This window comes from Candidatus Bathyarchaeota archaeon, from assembly GCA_030739585.1.
In the GTDB taxonomy this organism is placed as follows: domain Archaea; phylum Thermoproteota; class Bathyarchaeia; order TCS64; family TCS64.
In genome coordinates this window covers 44551-62229 of record JASLYX010000008.1, presented here as the reverse complement: position 1 = coordinate 62229, position 17679 = coordinate 44551, and the positions used below count along the sequence as shown (strand labels likewise).

18 protein-coding genes are annotated in these 17679 nt (G+C 41.9%); 17 read left to right on the top strand and 1 reads right to left on the bottom strand.

Features of this window, described 5'->3' with window-relative positions:
* The 10 genes from QGG23_07040 to QGG23_06995 form a co-directional block, all read left to right on the top strand.
* Positions 1 to 294 (top strand): zinc-ribbon domain-containing protein (locus QGG23_07040; GenBank protein ID MDP6049179.1); only part of this gene is annotated, 294 nt, incomplete at its 5' end.
* Positions 291 to 518, top strand: a complete 228-nt coding sequence (locus QGG23_07035) for an Lrp/AsnC ligand binding domain-containing protein (protein ID MDP6049178.1) — start codon at positions 291 to 293, stop codon at positions 516 to 518. The genes QGG23_07040 and QGG23_07035, both read left to right, overlap by 4 nt.
* A gap of 84 nt (positions 519 to 602) precedes the next feature.
* A complete protein-coding gene (gene cysC, locus QGG23_07030; GenBank protein MDP6049177.1) occupies positions 603 to 1136 on the top strand; it encodes an adenylyl-sulfate kinase in 534 nt (177 codons plus the stop codon).
* An 804-nt stretch (positions 1137 to 1940) separates the two neighbouring features.
* Positions 1941 to 2891: an ABC transporter permease gene (locus tag QGG23_07025; protein ID MDP6049176.1), complete on the top strand. Its 951-nt coding sequence runs from the start codon at positions 1941 to 1943 to the stop codon at positions 2889 to 2891.
* The gene (locus QGG23_07020) at positions 2891 to 3778 is read left to right on the top strand and encodes an ABC transporter permease (GenBank protein MDP6049175.1); all 888 of its coding nucleotides are present in this window, start codon (positions 2891 to 2893) and stop codon (positions 3776 to 3778) included. The genes QGG23_07025 and QGG23_07020 overlap by 1 nt, the downstream gene beginning before the upstream one ends.
* Positions 3779 to 3781: 3 nt before the next feature.
* A complete protein-coding gene (locus QGG23_07015; GenBank protein ID MDP6049174.1) occupies positions 3782 to 4756 on the top strand; it encodes an ABC transporter ATP-binding protein in 975 nt (324 codons plus the stop codon).
* Between the two features lie 26 nt (positions 4757 to 4782).
* Positions 4783 to 5754, top strand: coding sequence for an ATP-binding cassette domain-containing protein (locus QGG23_07010; GenBank protein MDP6049173.1), 972 nt, complete (start codon positions 4783 to 4785; stop codon positions 5752 to 5754).
* 358 nt (positions 5755 to 6112) lie between these two features.
* Entirely contained in the window at positions 6113 to 7999 is a 1887-nt protein-coding gene (locus QGG23_07005; GenBank protein ID MDP6049172.1) for an ABC transporter substrate-binding protein, read from the top strand.
* Positions 8000 to 8126: 127 nt separating this feature from the next.
* On the top strand, positions 8127 to 9863 hold the full coding sequence (locus QGG23_07000) for a hypothetical protein (GenBank protein MDP6049171.1): 1737 nt from the start codon (positions 8127 to 8129) through the stop codon (positions 9861 to 9863).
* Between the two features lie 3 nt (positions 9864 to 9866).
* Positions 9867 to 10175 carry a hypothetical protein gene (locus tag QGG23_06995; protein ID MDP6049170.1) on the top strand — a complete coding sequence of 103 codons (309 nt, stop codon included), beginning with the start codon at positions 9867 to 9869 and terminating at the stop codon, positions 10173 to 10175.
* Between the two features lie 321 nt (positions 10176 to 10496).
* Here QGG23_06995 and QGG23_06990 read toward each other — a convergent pair whose 3' ends face one another.
* Entirely contained in the window at positions 10497 to 11591 is a 1095-nt protein-coding gene (locus QGG23_06990; protein ID MDP6049169.1) for a M20/M25/M40 family metallo-hydrolase, read from the bottom strand.
* Between the two features lie 510 nt (positions 11592 to 12101).
* Between QGG23_06990 and QGG23_06985 the strand changes: the two genes are divergently transcribed.
* The 7 genes from QGG23_06985 (at position 12102) to QGG23_06955 (ending at position 17622) form a co-directional block, all read left to right on the top strand.
* A complete protein-coding gene (locus QGG23_06985) occupies positions 12102 to 13250 on the top strand; it encodes a 50S ribosome-binding GTPase (protein ID MDP6049168.1) in 1149 nt (382 codons plus the stop codon).
* Positions 13240 to 13914 carry an endonuclease III gene (nth, locus tag QGG23_06980; protein MDP6049167.1) on the top strand — a complete coding sequence of 225 codons (675 nt, stop codon included), beginning with the start codon at positions 13240 to 13242 and terminating at the stop codon, positions 13912 to 13914. Before QGG23_06985 ends, nth begins: the two co-directional genes overlap by 11 nt.
* 502 nt (positions 13915 to 14416) lie before the next feature.
* Positions 14417 to 15421, top strand: a complete 1005-nt coding sequence (locus tag QGG23_06975) for a 50S ribosomal protein L3 (protein MDP6049166.1) — start codon at positions 14417 to 14419, stop codon at positions 15419 to 15421.
* Position 15422: 1 nt separating this feature from the next.
* Positions 15423 to 16196 (top strand): 50S ribosomal protein L4, encoded by a 774-nt coding sequence (gene rpl4p, locus QGG23_06970; protein ID MDP6049165.1) that lies wholly within the window; start codon positions 15423 to 15425, stop codon positions 16194 to 16196.
* Positions 16193 to 16453 (top strand): 50S ribosomal protein L23, encoded by a 261-nt coding sequence (locus QGG23_06965; GenBank protein ID MDP6049164.1) that lies wholly within the window; start codon positions 16193 to 16195, stop codon positions 16451 to 16453. The genes rpl4p and QGG23_06965 overlap by 4 nt, the downstream gene beginning before the upstream one ends.
* 9 nt (positions 16454 to 16462) lie before the next feature.
* A complete protein-coding gene (locus QGG23_06960; protein ID MDP6049163.1) occupies positions 16463 to 17191 on the top strand; it encodes a 50S ribosomal protein L2 in 729 nt (242 codons plus the stop codon).
* A 41-nt stretch (positions 17192 to 17232) separates the two neighbouring features.
* A complete protein-coding gene (locus QGG23_06955) occupies positions 17233 to 17622 on the top strand; it encodes a 30S ribosomal protein S19 (protein ID MDP6049162.1) in 390 nt (129 codons plus the stop codon).
* The last annotated feature ends 57 nt before the right edge of the window (positions 17623 to 17679 follow it).

Here is a 17679-nt window from a genome sequence, read left to right as displayed (position 1 = left end):
GCAAGGGTAGGCGAAAGGAGAAGGGGAAATGGTTGTCCGGTCTGCGCCAAGAAAATTCGAGGCGAGACATTTAGGAGATCAGTGTTGAAACGAAGCGGAAGCCTAGTAGAAAAATATCCTGAACTAGCTGAGGAGTGGCACCCAACCAGGAACGGGGATTTAACACCATATCAGATAACCCCAGGAAGCAACAAGAAGGTCTGGTGGAGATGCAGCCGAGAGCATGAATGGGAAGCTACTCTTTCCCTAGAAAAACTTAAACCTTTACAATCCAAGCTCAATGGGATTTCATGAATGTCGCCTTTGTTCTAATCAACACAGATATGGGAGCGGATGCTGAGGTAGGGGCTGCACTTAAAAAGATCGATGCGGTCAAAGAATTTTATGGCGTCTACGGGGTCTATGACCTCGTCGTAAGAATAGAGGCCGAAAATCTCCAGCAGCTCAAAGATGTTATTAGCTCCAATATAAGGACCATCGACAATGTAAAATCAACGCTGACGATGATCGTCGTCTAGACTTTTCTTATCCCTAAGGTAACCATTTTCAATTACCCTACTTACCTATATTCTCTAGTGGAATACGTCAGGTGAATGGATAAAATGAGGGATCAAAAAGGTTTTACTGTGTGGTTCACGGGCCTACCCTGTTCGGGTAAAACAACAGTAGCGGATGTTGTTGCCGAAAGACTCAAAGAACGAGGATATAAAGTTGAGAGACTTGACGGGGACATCGTGCGGCAGGGCCTGACGAGTGATCTTGGTTTTACAAAGCAAGACAGAGACGAAAACATCAAGCGTGTTACCTTTGTCGCGAAACTTCTCACAAGGAATGGGGTCGCCGTCCTAGCTACCTTTGTTTCACCATATCGCGCTAGGAGGATAAAAACTCGGGAAGAGATAGGGGAATTCATTGAGGTCTATACACGCACCCCCGTGGAGGTCTGTATTGAGCGGGATGTCAAGGGAATGTACAAAAAGGCCTTGCAAGGAGAGATATCTAATTTTACGGGGGTCGATGATCCCTACGAAGAACCTGAGGACCCTGAACTCGTCCTTGATACTAGTAAGGAATCCATTGAGGAAAGTGTAGAGAACGTTCTAAAAAGACTGACTCAATTGGGATATATCCAGTAATAGACTTGCCTACTTTTTGGGTATGCCGAAGCACAATCTGATATCAAACCTTGTTTTAGAATGGTGTACTTTATCTATATCCTGCGGTGACCTGCTCCTGCTTCTTTATTTTTTTCGAAAACTACGGCAATTTTAGCCGTGAGGAACTTTGCTTCAAGGATAATTATGCAGTAGGCTTTCTTTATAGAAACCCTTCTTCACCATGGTTGATCTGATACCCTCCTAGTCAGGCTAGTTTTAACCCTGCTATTGGACCATAGGGGAAATATCAAGGGATGGACAAAACAGATCCTTAGTAACGCTAAATCATCTGCTGAAGGGCAAGCATCTCTGAGGAATGTTGTAAAATGCTCAGTCTTCCGCAAAGAGATAATGGAGTTCAGATATATAGGGCACTTTAGCGTTACTTTGATGATATATCCCTAGCAAGGACCTCCGTGGAAGCTTCTTTTGTGTATACCCTCTTGTGATGATTGAGATAGATACATTGGCACATATCCTAGAATAGCGCGTCTCATACTCCAGAGATTCATCTACAATTTTCTGAAGAAGTTTAATGAGATCCTACTTTAGTGTGAAACCAACATAAAAATATGCGATAACTAGCTGACAGTAGATTTTGTTGTTTAGATTGAAATATGCTTTTAGTATTGTAAACAGCAAAACATATAAAATACTCAATCCCTTCATTTAGTTTTTTATACTTTTAACTATTATGTAGCTTCTCTCATAAAATTAATATGCTGGAAATGCAGTGTACCTATAGCGAATAAAGAAGGAATTTTTATAGCTATTGGAAAATATATTTTAAAGCGAATTTTGCAAGCTATTCCTCTAATAATCATAATTATGATTGTAAATTTCTTGATAATGAAGGCTGCTCCAGGTGATCCTGTAGACTTTTTAGTTTCTGGGGTGGAGGGAGTGGGAGTTCCGAAGGGGTATGTTGAAATGCTCAAAGCAAAATATGGTTTCGACAAACCTGTTCATGTGCAAATGGTTATTTATTTTCAGAAGTTATTAAAGGGAGATTTTGGGTACTCCTTTTATTACCATCAACCGGTATTCAATATGTTGCTTTCACGACTCAGAAATACCCTTATTTTAACCTCTACATCTTTGATAATAGAAACCATAGGGATAATGCTAGGGGTCATGGCATCAAAGAAGGTCTATTCTCTAACTGATAATAGTATAACTATAGGTACTTTGTTATTTTATAATATACCTAATTTCTGGCTAGGAATGATGTTATTACTCATATTTGGGCTTTACATTCCAATTTTTCCAATAGGTGGAATAGTTACGATAGGCGTTACCGGTGATGCTAAGTTGCTTAGCATACTTTGGCATCTAATTCTTCCTGTAGCTTGTCTAAGCTTGGGGAGAATTGCATTATATACGAGGTATACCCGAGCAAGTATGTTAGAAATAAACCGATTAGACTATATCACTACCGCAAGAGCTAAGGGTTGCAATGAAAAAACCGTTCTTTATAATCATACATTTAGAAATGCACTGCTTCCCATCATAACTGTAGTTGCTCTTAGATTACGAACCTTATTTACCGGAGCTCTTCTTGTGGAATCCGTTTTTTCTTGGCCGGGATTAGGAAAACTTGTCTTTGATTCCGTTATCCGTAGAGACTTTAACGTATTAATGGCTAACTTTTTCCTTTTATCAATTATAACGATTTTCTTTAATCTAGTGGCAGATGTGCTCTACGCATACGTAGATCCAAGGGTTATGTACTAATGAATGAGAGTTCCTTATTCCGAGGGTTAATACAGTCAAAGGATGGATTCCTAAAGTTCTGGAACAGATTTAAAAAGAATAAGGCAGCGTTGCTGGGGTTATTTATTTTTACCTTTTTCTTTTTTATAGCGGTCTTTGCCCCCTATCTTTCGCCACATGACCCTTTTGAAATGAATTTTATGGACCCAGAGGCCCCTTTTAAACCACCTAGCCGTGAACATCCACTCGGTACAGATGGTTTCGGAAGAGATCAATTGAGTCGATTAATGCATGGGGCTAGGACATCTCTGTTCATAGGATTGTTATCAACAAGTATATGTACTTCAATTGGCGTGGTACTCGGATCTATCTCTGGATATTATGGAGGACGAGTTGACATGATAATTATGGGTGTTGTTGATACTGTCCTCATGATTCCAGGATTCTTTTTAATTCTTATTGGAGCCGCTGTATTTGGCAACAGCATCTGGCATGTCATGTGGATTATAGGTCTCATCAATTGGCCTGGGATAGCACGACTTGTTAGGGCTGAGTTCCTCTCTATCAAGGATATGGATTATGTAAAGGCAGCGAGAGCTGCCGGTGCTACAAATTTTCACATTGTTTTTAAACAGATATTACCCAATGCGTTCTTCCCTGTAATAGTCAACGCTTCAATGAGAGTCTCTGCGGCTATCATGACTGAAGCCTCTCTCAGTTTCTTGGGTTTAGGGGACCCTAATGCAGTTAGTTGGGGGTGGCTTCTTAATGAAGCCATGCGGGCATTTAGATCAGCTTGGTGGCTATCTTTCTTCCCAGGCTTAACGATAACTCTCATAGCCATTGGTTTTAATTTGATCGGAGATGGACTTAACGACGCGCTAAATCCTCATCTAAAGGAGCGATAATTCATGAGCGAAATTCTTCTAAGAGTTCGTGACCTCAAAACTTATTTTTTTACTTCTTTAGGTCTAGTGAAGGCCGTTGATGGTGTATCTTTTAAAATACATAAAGGAGAAGTTTTAGGCTTAATTGGTGAGTCTGGCTCTGGGAAGAGTGTGACCGCTCTTTCCATCATGAATTTAATTCCTAGTCCACCAGGAAAAATTGTTGATGGACAAGTCCTCTTAGACGACTTTGATCTCCTTCAAACTAAAGAAAGTGAAATGTGGAAGATTCGAGGCAAAAGAATAGCCATGAGTTTCCAAGATCCGATGACATATTTGAACCCTGTTCATAGAATTGGGGATCAGATAGCTGAAGCCATTATTATACATCAAAAACTTAGAAAATCGGAGGCTTTTGAAAAGGCAATAGAAATAATGGAATTAGTGCAGATTCCGGATGCCCCTCAAAAGGCTAGGGATTATCCTCACATGCTTAGTGGAGGTATGCGACAACGCGTACTATTAGCAATGGCTTTATCCTGTAATCCCGAGCTTATAATTGCTGACGAGCCTACAACTGCACTAGATGTTATTGTTCAAGCAAATATTCTTGATCTCCTAAAAGATCTGAAATTAAAGCTAAATTTATCCATGCTTTTGATCTCCCATGATTTGGGAGTAGTTGCACGCTTGGCAGACAGAGTTGCGATAATGTATGCAGGCAGAATCATGGAATATGGCGAAATTACGACTATTTTTGATTCTCCTAAGAACCCTTATACAATCGGACTCCTCGATTCCCTACCGAGAATTGAAGAGGATCAAGAAAAGCTCATCTCAATACCCGGAGATATTCCTGATATGATCAATCCACCTTCTGGATGCCGTTTTAATCCAAGGTGTTCCCATGCCATATCCCGTTGTCGAGAGGAGGTCCCCTCCCTCATAGAGTATGAAAAAGACCACCTGGTGGCCTGTTTCCAAATAAATAAGTTTTAGTATGTAGGTGAACCGGAATAAAAAAAGTGATTCTAGATGTGCGTGGATTACAAAAGTATTATCCAGTTCGAAAAAGCTTTCTTTCATCCTCGAGTGATGTAGTTCACGCTGTAGAAGATATCTCCTTTCAAATTCGTGCTGGCGAAACCTTCAGCTTGGTTGGTGAGACTGGCAGCGGGAAAAGCACTGTTGCTTCAATGATAATGCGATTGATAGAACCAACAGCTGGTGAGATTGAATTTGATGGAAAAAATATGCTCACTCAAAATAGAAAAGAACTGAGAGAGACAAGGCGAGATATACAGATGATCTTTCAAGATCCATATGCATCCCTTAATCCTCGGATGACTGTAGAGTCGACAGTAGGATTACCTCTAGAACAACTCAAGATCTCTTCTGGAAAGGAAAAACGTCAAAGGGTCATTCAACTTTTAGAGACTGTTGGTCTTAAACCTGCAGAAAAGATCTTGGACAGGTTTCCCCATGAGTTTAGCGGAGGACAAAAGCAAAGGATAGGCGTAGCCAGAGCTTTGGCTCTCAGTCCTAAGTTTATTGTAGCTGATGAACCAGTATCATCTTTAGATATCTCAATTAGGGCTCAAATATTAAACCTTTTAAAAGATCTGAAAGAGCGCTATAATTTAACCTACCTGTTGATTGCACATGACCTCTCTGTTGTCAAATATATGAGCGACTGGGTCTGTATTATGTATCTTGGAAGGGGGATGGAGTTAGCACGGGTTAAAGAGTTTTATAAAAAACCTTTACACCCATACACAAAATCTTTGTTATCTGCTGTACCCCCTATCCATCCCAGTATAGAAAAGAAACGAATAAAATTAAAAGGTGAGATGCCCAGCGCTATAAATCCACCTTCAGGATGCTTATTCCATACAAGATGTCCTTATACTGAAGAAAAATGTATAAACATTAATCCCAATTTTATGGAAATCCGACCTGGACATTGGGTTTCTTGTCATAGATGGGATGAAATCTAAATGAAAAATTTATGATTATTTTGTTTAATTAACCTAGTGAACTTGACTTAGAACTAACCCGCAAGTGAATAAGCTGAGTCTTTTGTCATGGGATAATTCCAAGACCGTCCAATAATAAAGAGATTATTTTACAGATCACATTCGAGTATTAATAACAATTGTCAAATCAAGAAAAAATCCAACACCTAGAGGTGAGGTTAACGGAATCCTTATCTTTATAAGGTAGTTTCAAATATTCTACTATTTCCTCTTTTGACAAGTATATCTTAAATATATAGGTTTTATTATCAATAATAGAATATATTTTATGAGGACTAATACTGTTATATATATCCTTATACACCCTTTTTAGCTGGAAATGAAAAAATCAAAACTAATTAAATTATCCTTATTCCTTTCCTTGGTTTTCGTCCTTAGCATAATCTCAGTGGTTGCATACGCAGAAGAAGAGCCACTATATGGGGGGACTTTCAAGATGAGGCATCAGGGTAATCCTATCAGTATGAACGGCTACTTAAACTACTGGAGCACTTCCTGTCAAGTTCACGTCAATGTTTTCAACCGTTTGGTTACCCAAGACAAGGACCGGAACTTGATACCTGATCTTGCTTACAAGTGGGATTTCTCAGCAGATGGAAAGACCCACACCTTCTATTTACATGAAAACGTTACTTGGCATGATGGAGAACCATTTACCTCAGCCGACGTCAAATTTCATTATGAAATGTTGGCAAGTGAGGATATTGTAACCTACGTTAAGCCAAGGTTAGTAAACCTACTATCTATAGAAACGCCTGATCCTTATACCGTGACATTCAAATACTCCAAACCTTGCCAGCCCATCCTTTATGCTTTCACTCAGTCTGATACCTTTATCATGCCCAAACATATTTGGGAAGGAACTGATATAGAAACAAATCCAGCAAATACCGTACCCGTAGGAACTGGTGCATTTACCGTGGCGGAATTTGTACCAGAGACCCACGTTTTACTCCAAAAAAATCCTAATTACTTCAAGGGTGGATTGCCATACCTGGACAAGGTAGTCATGAGGGTAATGTATGACACAAATGCCGGCTTAATAGCATTCGAAGCGGGTGAGGTAGACTATACTTCACCTCCGATGGAAGAACTTCCTCGTATGCTAGAAAAAGACTATGTAGGATCCTATAAATCGCTCTCGAGTGGTTCTACTCGTTTAACCTTTAACCACCGACAAGAAGCTATTGACAAGCACCCTTGGTCAGCCGATATAAAGGTACGACAAGCTTTCGCCCATGCAACCAACGCCGATGTTATAGTCGAGCGAGTTCATAGGGGACAAGCAAAGCGTGTCCATACAGCTGTTGGAGCGGGCGCATCATGGTGGATAAATCCTGATGCGAAAAAATATGAATATGACCCGGACCTGGCTAACAAACTGTTAGATGAGGCAGGTTATCCAAAAGATGCAGATGGTGTCAGGTTCAGTTTTACCTTCCCAATTTGGGACCGCTGGTATTCTGTTAATGCTATGGAACTTATCAAGGAAATGTGGAAAGATGTAGGCATAGAAATCAAAATTGAAGTCTATGAATACGTTACCTTCGTAGCAACATTCTCACATGGAGCTGAGGGTTTGAAAGACTATCCGTTGACATATGTCCATATTGGAGGATGGCCTCCTGGAGAGTTAGTCAATCACCATGCTTCGAAGCCAACTGGTACAATGAACATGGGCTATTACAGCAATGCTAGAATTGACCAGTTGAGTGAAGACGTTATGGTGGAAATGGACCCACTAAAGCGAAGAGACATAGTCTTCGAAATGCAGAAGATAGGTAATGAAGAACTACCATTTATACATCTACTATCAGGTGGCTCAACTACGATCTATAGGAATGATTTCAAGAATGTTGAGTCGTTACTGCCTTCTAGGTCAGCCAAAAGCTTTGAAAACATCTGGTGGATACACGGAGAACCCCCTGCAAGTGATGAGCCTATAGCTGGAGCTACTGGAGCTACTGGAGCTGCAGGAGCCGCAGGAGCTAAAGGTAAAGCTGGAGCTGCAGGAGCTGCAGGAGCCGCAGGAGCCGCAGGAGCCGCAGGAGTTACAGGAGCGAAAGGAGCGAAAGGTGACGCTGGCCCACAAGGACCCGTAGGACCCGCAGGAGATTCTGCTCAAACTATGATTCCAACCATTCTCTCTCTAATCGCTGTTGTTGTTTCAATTTTCACCTACTGGCAAACCAAGCAAAATACATAATAGCGCCTAATAATCCCCTTCAATTATTTTCTTTTTTTATTTAAATTTAGTAAACATTATTTTTTCACGTGAGTATACAGAAAAAGTCTTTAATATTATTGTAAGCTAGTTCTAGAGGTGAAATTACTTGAATAAGCTACAAAAAAGTGTTGTAACGGATCTTTCTGGTCATAAGGCTTGGCAACATGCAAATTTTGTTACGCAATTTTTAAGACAACATGGATCTTCAGGACTTAGAGAGTCAATTAAATACTCTAGAGAAAGACTTGAGGAATATGGACTGGATGAAGTTTATGTCGTAAAATATCCCTCTGATGATAATGGTACTGAGGACCTTGGCTTCATTGGATGGGATGTAAACGATGCTTCTTTGGAAATTGTTGGACCTATAGATAAAAAACTCACCTCTTATGATGATGCCCCAACGTGTATTGGGCATTGGAGCATTCCCACGCCTCCAGAGGGAGTTGTGGCAGAGCTAGTTGATGTTGGTAGAGGTGTTGAAGAGTCTGATTTTATAGGAAAAGATGTTCAAGGAAAAATAGTCTTGGCAAGCGGAGAAGGTAATCTACCATGTGGGGTTAGGATGTTTAAACTAGCCATTGAAAAATATGGTGCTATTGGACTTGTCACCGATAATTTTCTGTATGAACGAAATTTACCCGGAGATGATAACAAGGGAAATAGAGTTAGAAGGAACCATCCGGATGCCATTTCCCTATTGAGATGTTGTTCCAAAGAGGGAACTGGTTGGGCTTTTAGTATTTCTCATTCGCAGGGCGAATATCTTAGATCTCTGCTCAAGAATGGCCCAGTTAAATTAAAAGCATTCATTGATGCAAAACTTTTCCCTGGAAAGGGAGAAGCTCTTATAGGCGTAATAAATGGCAGTGAAAAATCTGAACAGGAAGTTTGGTTTGTAGCACATAGCTCTGGTACAAAACCTGGGGGTAACTGTGCTGGTGGAGTTGGGCTATGGATTGAGAATGCTCGAACTATAATGTCGTTGATAAGGCAAGGTAAAATATCTCGACCAAAAAGGACAATCAAATTCATTCTTGGGGCAGAGGGTGCTGGGCTTGGTGCATATCTTAAGACATTTTCAGGAGATTTTAAAAATATATTAGCAGCCTTTGTATATTGTAGTGTTGGAAATGACCAAAGTGAAAGTCAAACTTCTCTAATACTATACAAATCCGCTGAATCCATCCCATCTTACATAAACGATCTCTGCATCGATACTATTGAAAAGGTCTCAAAGGATGGTTTACCACAATTTAAGGATGAGGATAGAGATATCAAATTGATAAGATTTAACACTCTTCCGTATACGCCCTGGAGTGATAACTCTCGACTAATGAGACTTAAGGTCCCGTCACCTTTGTTTATGTCTTGGCCTTGCAAACATTTCCATACTCAATCTTACACAGCTGATAAATTGGATCCAGCAGTGCTCAAACGGTGCGGTGAGGTTACCACAAGTGTAGCGTTGACAATAGCAAATGCGGGAACTGATCAAGCTAGATATATAGCCCATATGGTTGAGTCTAAAGGTGAAGCAAGACTAATGAATGCCTCCGTGCAGACATATGATGATTTATTAGATGAACTTTGTGAGCTGAATAAAGATGGTAAACAAAGAAAAGAAGCTATTAAAAACATAGAGAAAATCGTAAAGTACCGCAAAGGTGAGATAACTTACTTGACTGAACGTAGTCTTGGAGCGCTTGAATCAGTTAAGAGTTTGGTAAATGATTCTTCTTTTTATGATGAAGTGAATTCATTAAAGGAATCATTTTTAAAGAAAAATAAATTTGAAATTGAAAAAATTGATAGCTTTAGTTCATTATTGGAGGAAGTGTAAAAAATGAAAATAGATTGTGAAAATACAATACCCACATTACTAGGAAATACGCTCATTCCCAATCGTCTTACGAGAGAATTTAGATGGAAACTTTATAAATTGATGAAGAAAGTAGATTCTAATATCAATTTTTACTCAACACGTCCCTTGAATCACGAATTTTTGAATTTTATTAACGGAAAACGAACCGTTTCAGATATTGCTGATGCTGTGGGTTACGAATTTGGCATGAGGATTTCAGGGGAACATGTTTTAATGTTTCTCCTTCCTCATAAAGAAAAAGGGTACCTTTCTTTCGAACAAAAAATATAGAGATTTTTTCTTTTCTTTTTAGACCTATAATCTCTGTTCCAAGTTTTTCCTCTTTTCTTTTTTGTGCTTTTATTACATGAGTGGTCTCAAAAAAGTTCACTACTTTAAACTAGAGTTATCTTGAACATGTAGAATCATTCTTATGTTTTCCTTTTCTGAATAAACAGTGCTCCCTCAAATGCCCCTTCAAAATCTAAAATATAGTCACGTATTGAGAGGTGCTCCCTAACGAGTTATCTCATTCTATAGCCGAGGTCTCCCCGGATAATCCGAGGAATCGGCAAAAAAGATTATGCTGTTGTCATCTTGACTTTCAAAAAGTTATCTCTTGAAAACTTGGACGGTGTGGGGCATGTCGCAAGTTGTTAAAGCCTTTGCAGTCGCAGCGAATAGCTTTCCAATGTTTTCAATATCTTTTAGAGATACAACCTCGTTGGCAGAGTGCATATATCTGTTAGGCATCGAGAGTAATCCGCAAATTGATCCTCCCCTCGCTATCTGGAGCGCCCAAGAGTCGTTCCCACTCCTAGCTGGCACTCCACGCCTCTGATACGGGATTCCCTCTTCCTCTGCAACTTTCATCATAAGCTCCCAGAGTTTCCTATTAAATGCCGGGCCTAAGCATATTATCGGACCTTCTCCGAGATTTATACTCCCGACCTTTGATGCTGGTACCCCCGGGGCGAGAACGCTTGTCGTATCTGAGTTCATTGTAACCCATGGATTGAGATTAAACCCCGAAACAGTGGCTCCCCTCAATCCAACTTCTTCCTGCACAGTAGCTACAACATGTATCTTTAGACCTTCAGGGGGATCTTTTTTTAGCTCTTCGAGCGCCACAAGGAGAGACACAACTGCACTAATATCATCGAAAGAAGGCGCTATGACCAGGTCTGAATCCTTTTTTCCAAGATAGTCGAGGCGGGCATCTGGAGTACAGGTGCATCCAGGGAGTACGCCCATATTTACTGCCTCTTCTTTGCTGCTTGCACCAAAGTCGAGTGTCATATTATCAATTGATGGTACTTTTTCCCTCTCTGATGGGTTTGTTACATGTGGGGGAACAGCGCTTATTACACCAATAACATAATCGTTTGGTCCATCTCCTACCCAGATTTTAACCCTTAATCCGTATGCTGTCCTCTTATCCCATCCTCCTACATTGACGATGCTAGCATATCCTTTGTCGTCCACATTCTTTATCATAAATCCAAGTTGATCGTAGTGACCGCTGATCATAACGGATCTTTCGCCGTCGCCAAGGGTTCCGATTACGTTTCCAATCACATCTACCGAAACGGTATCACAATACCGAGAAAATTGTTCAATGATCTTTTTCCTTCGTTGCTCCTCAAATCCAGGGACTCCTGGAGCTTCAATTAACTCATTAAGAGTTTCATAAATATTTAGAACCATACAAACACTTATTCTAGGCAATATGTGGTTTGATTTAAAGATGGTGATGTGCGCGCGAAGCGTTATTATTCTAAAGATTGTTTGTACCATCAATTGACCATTATGAAAATCTTCTTCTTAATGAATTGCGCCCTCACAGGCAGGTTCTTGGGTGCACTCTTAAGAGATCATTTATTTTACACGCGTAACATATGGTCGCCGAGAACGCTTGTACAGGTGACAAGTGTATTAAAGCTATCCAGCTTCTGGACGCTTTAATCTGGAATAGCAAGTATTGTACTGATGTATTCCTTTCTTTCAGGGTGTAATGAGTGAAGTCTATTTTTTCTATCTTCTAAAAGGATATTGCGCTCTTGATACGTCGCGGGGGCGATTAACTTCCATTGTTTTATAACAATTTCTTGCATTTAAAAGGTTTAGAATAAAGAAAGACGACTTGTCATGTATCTAAAAAGATCATGTATTTTACGTTCACGAAGATTCATAACCTCCCGATATCCAACAGTTATTGTGCAGACTCAGGTCGATGGCAGAGCCATTCTCGTCATGCTCAAGACTAATGTCCATGATCATACAGTATACCATCTCAAGCTCAATGAGCTCCGTACCCTTATAGAGACCATGGGCATCAAGGTCATCGGAAATGTCGTCCAAAGTAGACACCGCCCCTTTGCAAAATACCATATCGGAAGTGGCAAGGTCAAGGAGATCGCAAAGAAAGCACGGAGACACAACGTCAACATCATTGTTTTCTATAATCTCCTCCGTAGCAGCCAGAAACTCAACCTTATCCAGGCCCTTGGAGTTGATGTCGTTGACCGCTATGAGGTTACTCTAGAGATCTTCAATCGTATGGCATCCGATACCCTGAGCCAGCTCCAGATAGAGGCCGCCCGCCTGGAGAAGCTTGCTCCGTACTTCAAGCTCGAGGCTAACCTTAGGTTCCATAATGACCGGCCATTCTTCCGGAGTATGGGAGAGTACGCGTTCCATAGTCAGATGCGGGAACTCACCCGGCGCCAGGCCGCTAACAAACGAAATATCGAAAAACTCCTCAAGGAAAAGCGCGAACGTATTAGAAAACGTCGCCGCCTCGGTTACCCCACCATTTGTGTCGCTGGCTATTACAACGCCGGGAAGACAAGTCTCTTCAACGCCATCACTGGTGACAATAAGCCCGTAAGTGATAAGCCCTTCACCACCCTGAGCAGCAAATACCAGCGCCGCTTTGTCGATTATGAAACTACACTACTTTTCATCGATACCATAGGATTTGTTATTGACCTTAACCCCCGTCTCATCAAGAGTTTCGAGCTTAACCTTGAAGACCTCAGGAGCGCTGATATGGTCATCCTCCTTCTGGACGCAACTGACGCCCTTCTTATCCTCCGGATCAAGATCGCAGAGGGAATCCGCCTCCTCAGTGAGATGGACATACCTCGGGAGAAGATCCTTATTGTGTTCAATAAAATTGATCTAAATCCCGCTGCCGTCAACCTAGGTAAAGAGCTTAACCTTGAGCGTAAGGGTCTCCCTTGGACCACTGTCTCTGCCAAGGAAAGGACTAACCTTAATGAACTTCTTATGACCCTTAAAGCTCAGCTCATCCGGCTTGCTCAAGCCCCCGAGGCCAAGGATGAATATAGTATTGTCCAGTAGAGCTGAAGAGGTTGTCGCCCGACTCCTGAACTTTTACAAACGTACCTGGCGCCACACATCTAACGATCCCTTTAGATCCCTCGTTGGTACTATTTTGAGCCAGAACACCAACGGTAGGAACCGTTCCACTGCGCAGACCCGCCTTGAGGAGATGATCGGAATAACTCCAGATAGTCTTGCAACCGCACCCCTTGAAGACATCATTGAAGCTATCCGTCCAGCCGGGATGTACAACCAGCGGAGCAAGGTCCTCAAAAATGTATCAAAGGAGATTCTTGAGCGCTTCCAAGGTTCACTGGACCAAGTAATGAAGAAACCTTTTTCCCAGGCAAGAAAAGATCTCATGAGTCTCCCAGGTGTAGGGCCTAAGACCGCTGATGTTACCCTCATGTTTGCTACGGGAAGCAATATAGTACCTGTCGATAGGCACATTTTCAGAATCTCTCAGCGCCTTGGGGTTGTCCCCCTAAATGCTACATACGACAAAGTCAGGCTAACCCTTGAAGCCGCCACTGCCTTAGATAGACGCCAGGACATCCATGTTTTCCTCATACGTTTTGGCCGGGAGATCTGTAAATCCAGAAATCCTCGATGTTATATTTGTCTCCTAGAAGATCTCTGTTTATACTCCAGCAAATACCTAAATACGGGAAATGATGACTGAACCCCGGCGCGTCAGCGTTTGATCTCCTAACTCAATCTTCCTGATAGTTCAAATATTATATATATTTCATGCAGTTAATTCAAAGTACTTAATCAAGGGTTGAAAGGAAATGTACAACGGATCAATGAAAAAGCTAATTTTGTTAAAGATAGATGCAATATGTTTCAATGAACGTTGTTCTCCATAATGCTAAACTCCAACATGGTGATCAAAAGATCAAGCTTTAAACAAATGTCTCTACTAGCAAAATAATTTTACCTAAAATAAATCGAATATTAATAGTATATTTAACGGTTTTTAAAATTATTTTTAATGTCTCTTTATATTCCCTTCATTTCCTTGATTAAAAAGAAATAAAAACTCAAATTCCCTTGAAAAGAGACTAAATTCCGAAGTAGACGAATGTAAACTGGCTTATTCCCTTTTTTAACTCTATACGAATCATTTAAATCTCTGTTGCGTTGTTTCTTAACAACTAGCAAAAAAAATGAGTTGAGTATTTGTGCCTAGAGTACGATCACCTAAACGTGGTTCCCGGGCGTTCTCGCCAAGAAAACGAGCCAAGAATATAAACGGCAGGGTGAGATTCTGGCCTGAGGCCAGAGGTGACCCCCATCTCCTAGGCTTTGCAGGCTATAAAGCCGGCATGACTCACGCTTTCGTCATTGAGGACAGGCCTAATTCCCCTGATTTTGGGATGGAGATGAAAAATGCTGCGACTATTATCGATGTACCTCCTATGACTATCGTAGGAATCAGGGGATACGAGAAAACTTATGATGGCCTCAAGGCTATAGCCGAGGCATGGATGGATGATCTACCCATAAACGTCCTCAAGACGATTAAAACTATTAGAGGTATAAAACCTGATAGTGGCCTCAAGATTCTCGATAGATTCGTTGACAGGATCCACCAGTTAAGAGTTATTGCTGCAACCCAGCCCCACAAAGCTGGGGTCTCCAAGAAAAATGCGGACATCTTAGAGATAGCCATTGGAGGTGGCTCTATACCGGATCAACTGGAGTACGCTAAAGGGCTTTTTGGAGAACGTAAAGGAATTTCTGATATCTTCAAACTAGGTGAGACGATCGATATTATAGGCGTTACCAAGGGTAAGGGATTTCAAGGCCCAGTAAAGCGTTGGGGCGTCAGGATTCTTCAAAGGAAATCCAGGAAAACCAAACGAGGCGTCGCATCCATAGGTCCATGGAAGCCACGGCGTGTAATGCCAGGTGTCCCCCGAGCTGGCCAGATGGGTCTTCACAATAGGATGGAGCGTAACAAGCGCATCCTTCTTATGGGCTCAGACTTTAAGAGGGTGACCCCTGCAGGGGGATTCAAGAGTTACGGCAATCTTCAAGGAGACTATGTTCTCCTTAAAGGGAGTGTCATGGGCCCAGCTAAGAGGCTTATAACTTTGAGAAAGGCGTCACGGAGATTGAAAAATCCCTTGGACCCAATCAAAGTCACTTATCTTAACACGGAGTTCAGGAATGGAGAGAACTAATATGAATGCCACTGTGCTCAATCTCGAAAACGAGAAAAAAGGCGATCTTGAAATACCAATAATTTTTCAGACCCCTATTAGGCCTGATTTGATTAAAAAAGCTGTCTTGTTTCAACAGTCTCATAGATTCCAGCCACAAGGTAGAGACCCTCGTGCGGGGAAGCGGACTAGCGCCGAATCATGGGGTACCGGCAGGGGCATGTCCCGTGTTCCTCGGCAAAAAGGGAGTAGTAGAGCAGCCTTTGGTGTAAGCATTGTAGGGGGTCATGCTGCTTTCCCCCCTAAATCGGAAAAGATCATTAGGAAAGAGATTAACAAGAAAGAGCGACGACTAGCTATAAGGTCCAGCATCGCCGCCTCAGCAAAACGGGAGGTAGTTGCCCACCGTGGGCATTCGGTTGATACTATTAGCCAGCTCCCTATTATCGTAGACGATGAGATGCAGAGCCTAAAGAAAACTAGGGAAGTAAAGATCCTCTTCCAGAAGCTCGGAATCTGGCCCGACGTTGAGAGAGCCGACAGGAAAAAAATAAGAGCAGGTAGAGGCAAGACTAGAGGTAGGAAAAAAAAGGAAGGCAAAGGTCCTTTGATCGTTATCTCGGAGGATCTTGGTATAGTTAAAGCTGCTATGAACCTGCCAGGAGTTGACATAGTTAACGTCCGGAACCTGAACGCTGAGTTACTTGCCCCAGGAGCACATCCCGGACGGTTAGTAGTTTGGACAGAATCCGCTTTTAATGCTCTCGACAAGGTCTGGGGAGGCGGAAACATATGAATCCCCATGATGTTATCCTCTATCCTTTAATGACGGAGAGATCTGTATATATGATCGAGAATGAAAATAAGCTTGTTTTCATCGTAAATAGGAACGCTACAAAGCACGATATATCAAAGGCTGTCCAGAGTCTTTATAGAGTTGAAGTAAAGTCGGTTAACACGCTCATCAGCAGAAAGAGCGTCAAAAAAGCCTTTGTGAAACTCACAGAATCACATAACTCATCAGATCTAGCCATAAGGCTGGGAATTTTATAGGTGTAATAAATGGGTAAAAAGCTCAGGGTTCAACGGCGCGGTCGGGGTGGCTCCGTCTTTAAAGCCAAGTCGATGGGGAAGATAGCCCCTACTAGCTATCCCCCCATGAGTTTTGAGACTGTTATCGGAGTAGTCTCAAGTCTTCGCCATGAGACTGGAAGAGGTGCACCACTCGCATATATTAAACTTAACCAAGAAAATGGATATTATGTAGCAGCACCTGAGGGAGTTTATATCGACCAAGAGATCTCTTTAGGCTCTAAAGCTGCTGCGAAGGTCGGTAATGTCCTTCCACTTGGGTCTATTCCTGAAAGTACAATGGTTTGTAATCTAGAGCTAAGGCCAGGGGATGGCGGAAAGATCGCAAAGTCCTCCGGAAGCTTTGCTATAGTGGTTGCTCATAGAGGGGAAAAAACTACTGTGAAGCTTCCTTCTAAGAGGAATGTCCAGCTCTCCAATAAGTGTAGGGCTACCATCGGCATTGTAGCGGGTGGTGGCCGCACCGAAAAGCCCTTCCTGAAGGCGGGAGAAAGGTTCTATCTCAAGCGGGCGAAGAATCAGGTCTACCCGGTAACGAAAGGAGTTAAGATGACTGCGGCCTCCCATCCTCACGGTGGAGGACGCCATAGGCGGCCAGGTAAATCAACAACTGTCTCCAGACATGCGCCACCGGGGAAGAAGGTTGGTCTCATCGCCGCTCGGAATTCAGGGAAAAAGAAGAGGGAAAGAGGCTCCTAGCCCAAATCCCTATATAGCTGTATTGAATTGGTGAAGTCGAAATGCCAAGAGAATTCCTCTATAAGGGTCGGAACGAAGAAGATCTAAAAACTCTTTCCATGGACCAGTTTATTGGTCTCCTTCCCTCTAGAATGAGGCGAAGTCTTCGTAGGGGAATTAGCGATAGGCAGAGAATACTTATTGAAAAAATTAGAGCATGGGTCCCTGAAAAAAAGCCCGTCAGGACCCACATAAGGGATCTTGTAATTCTTCCCGAGATGGTTGGTAAGATCGTACACGTTTTCAATGGTATCGAGTTTATCGAGGTGAGGATCGACATTAAAAAAGTAGGGCATTACTTAGGTGAATATGCTATCACAAACAGACCTGTAAGGCATGGTCGTCCTGGTATTGGGGCATCAAGGAGTTCCATGTACATTCCTCTTAAATAGCTGATTCTTCTACCCGTAACATAAATCTTCAATACCCCTTTAACTATATTTTCAAAA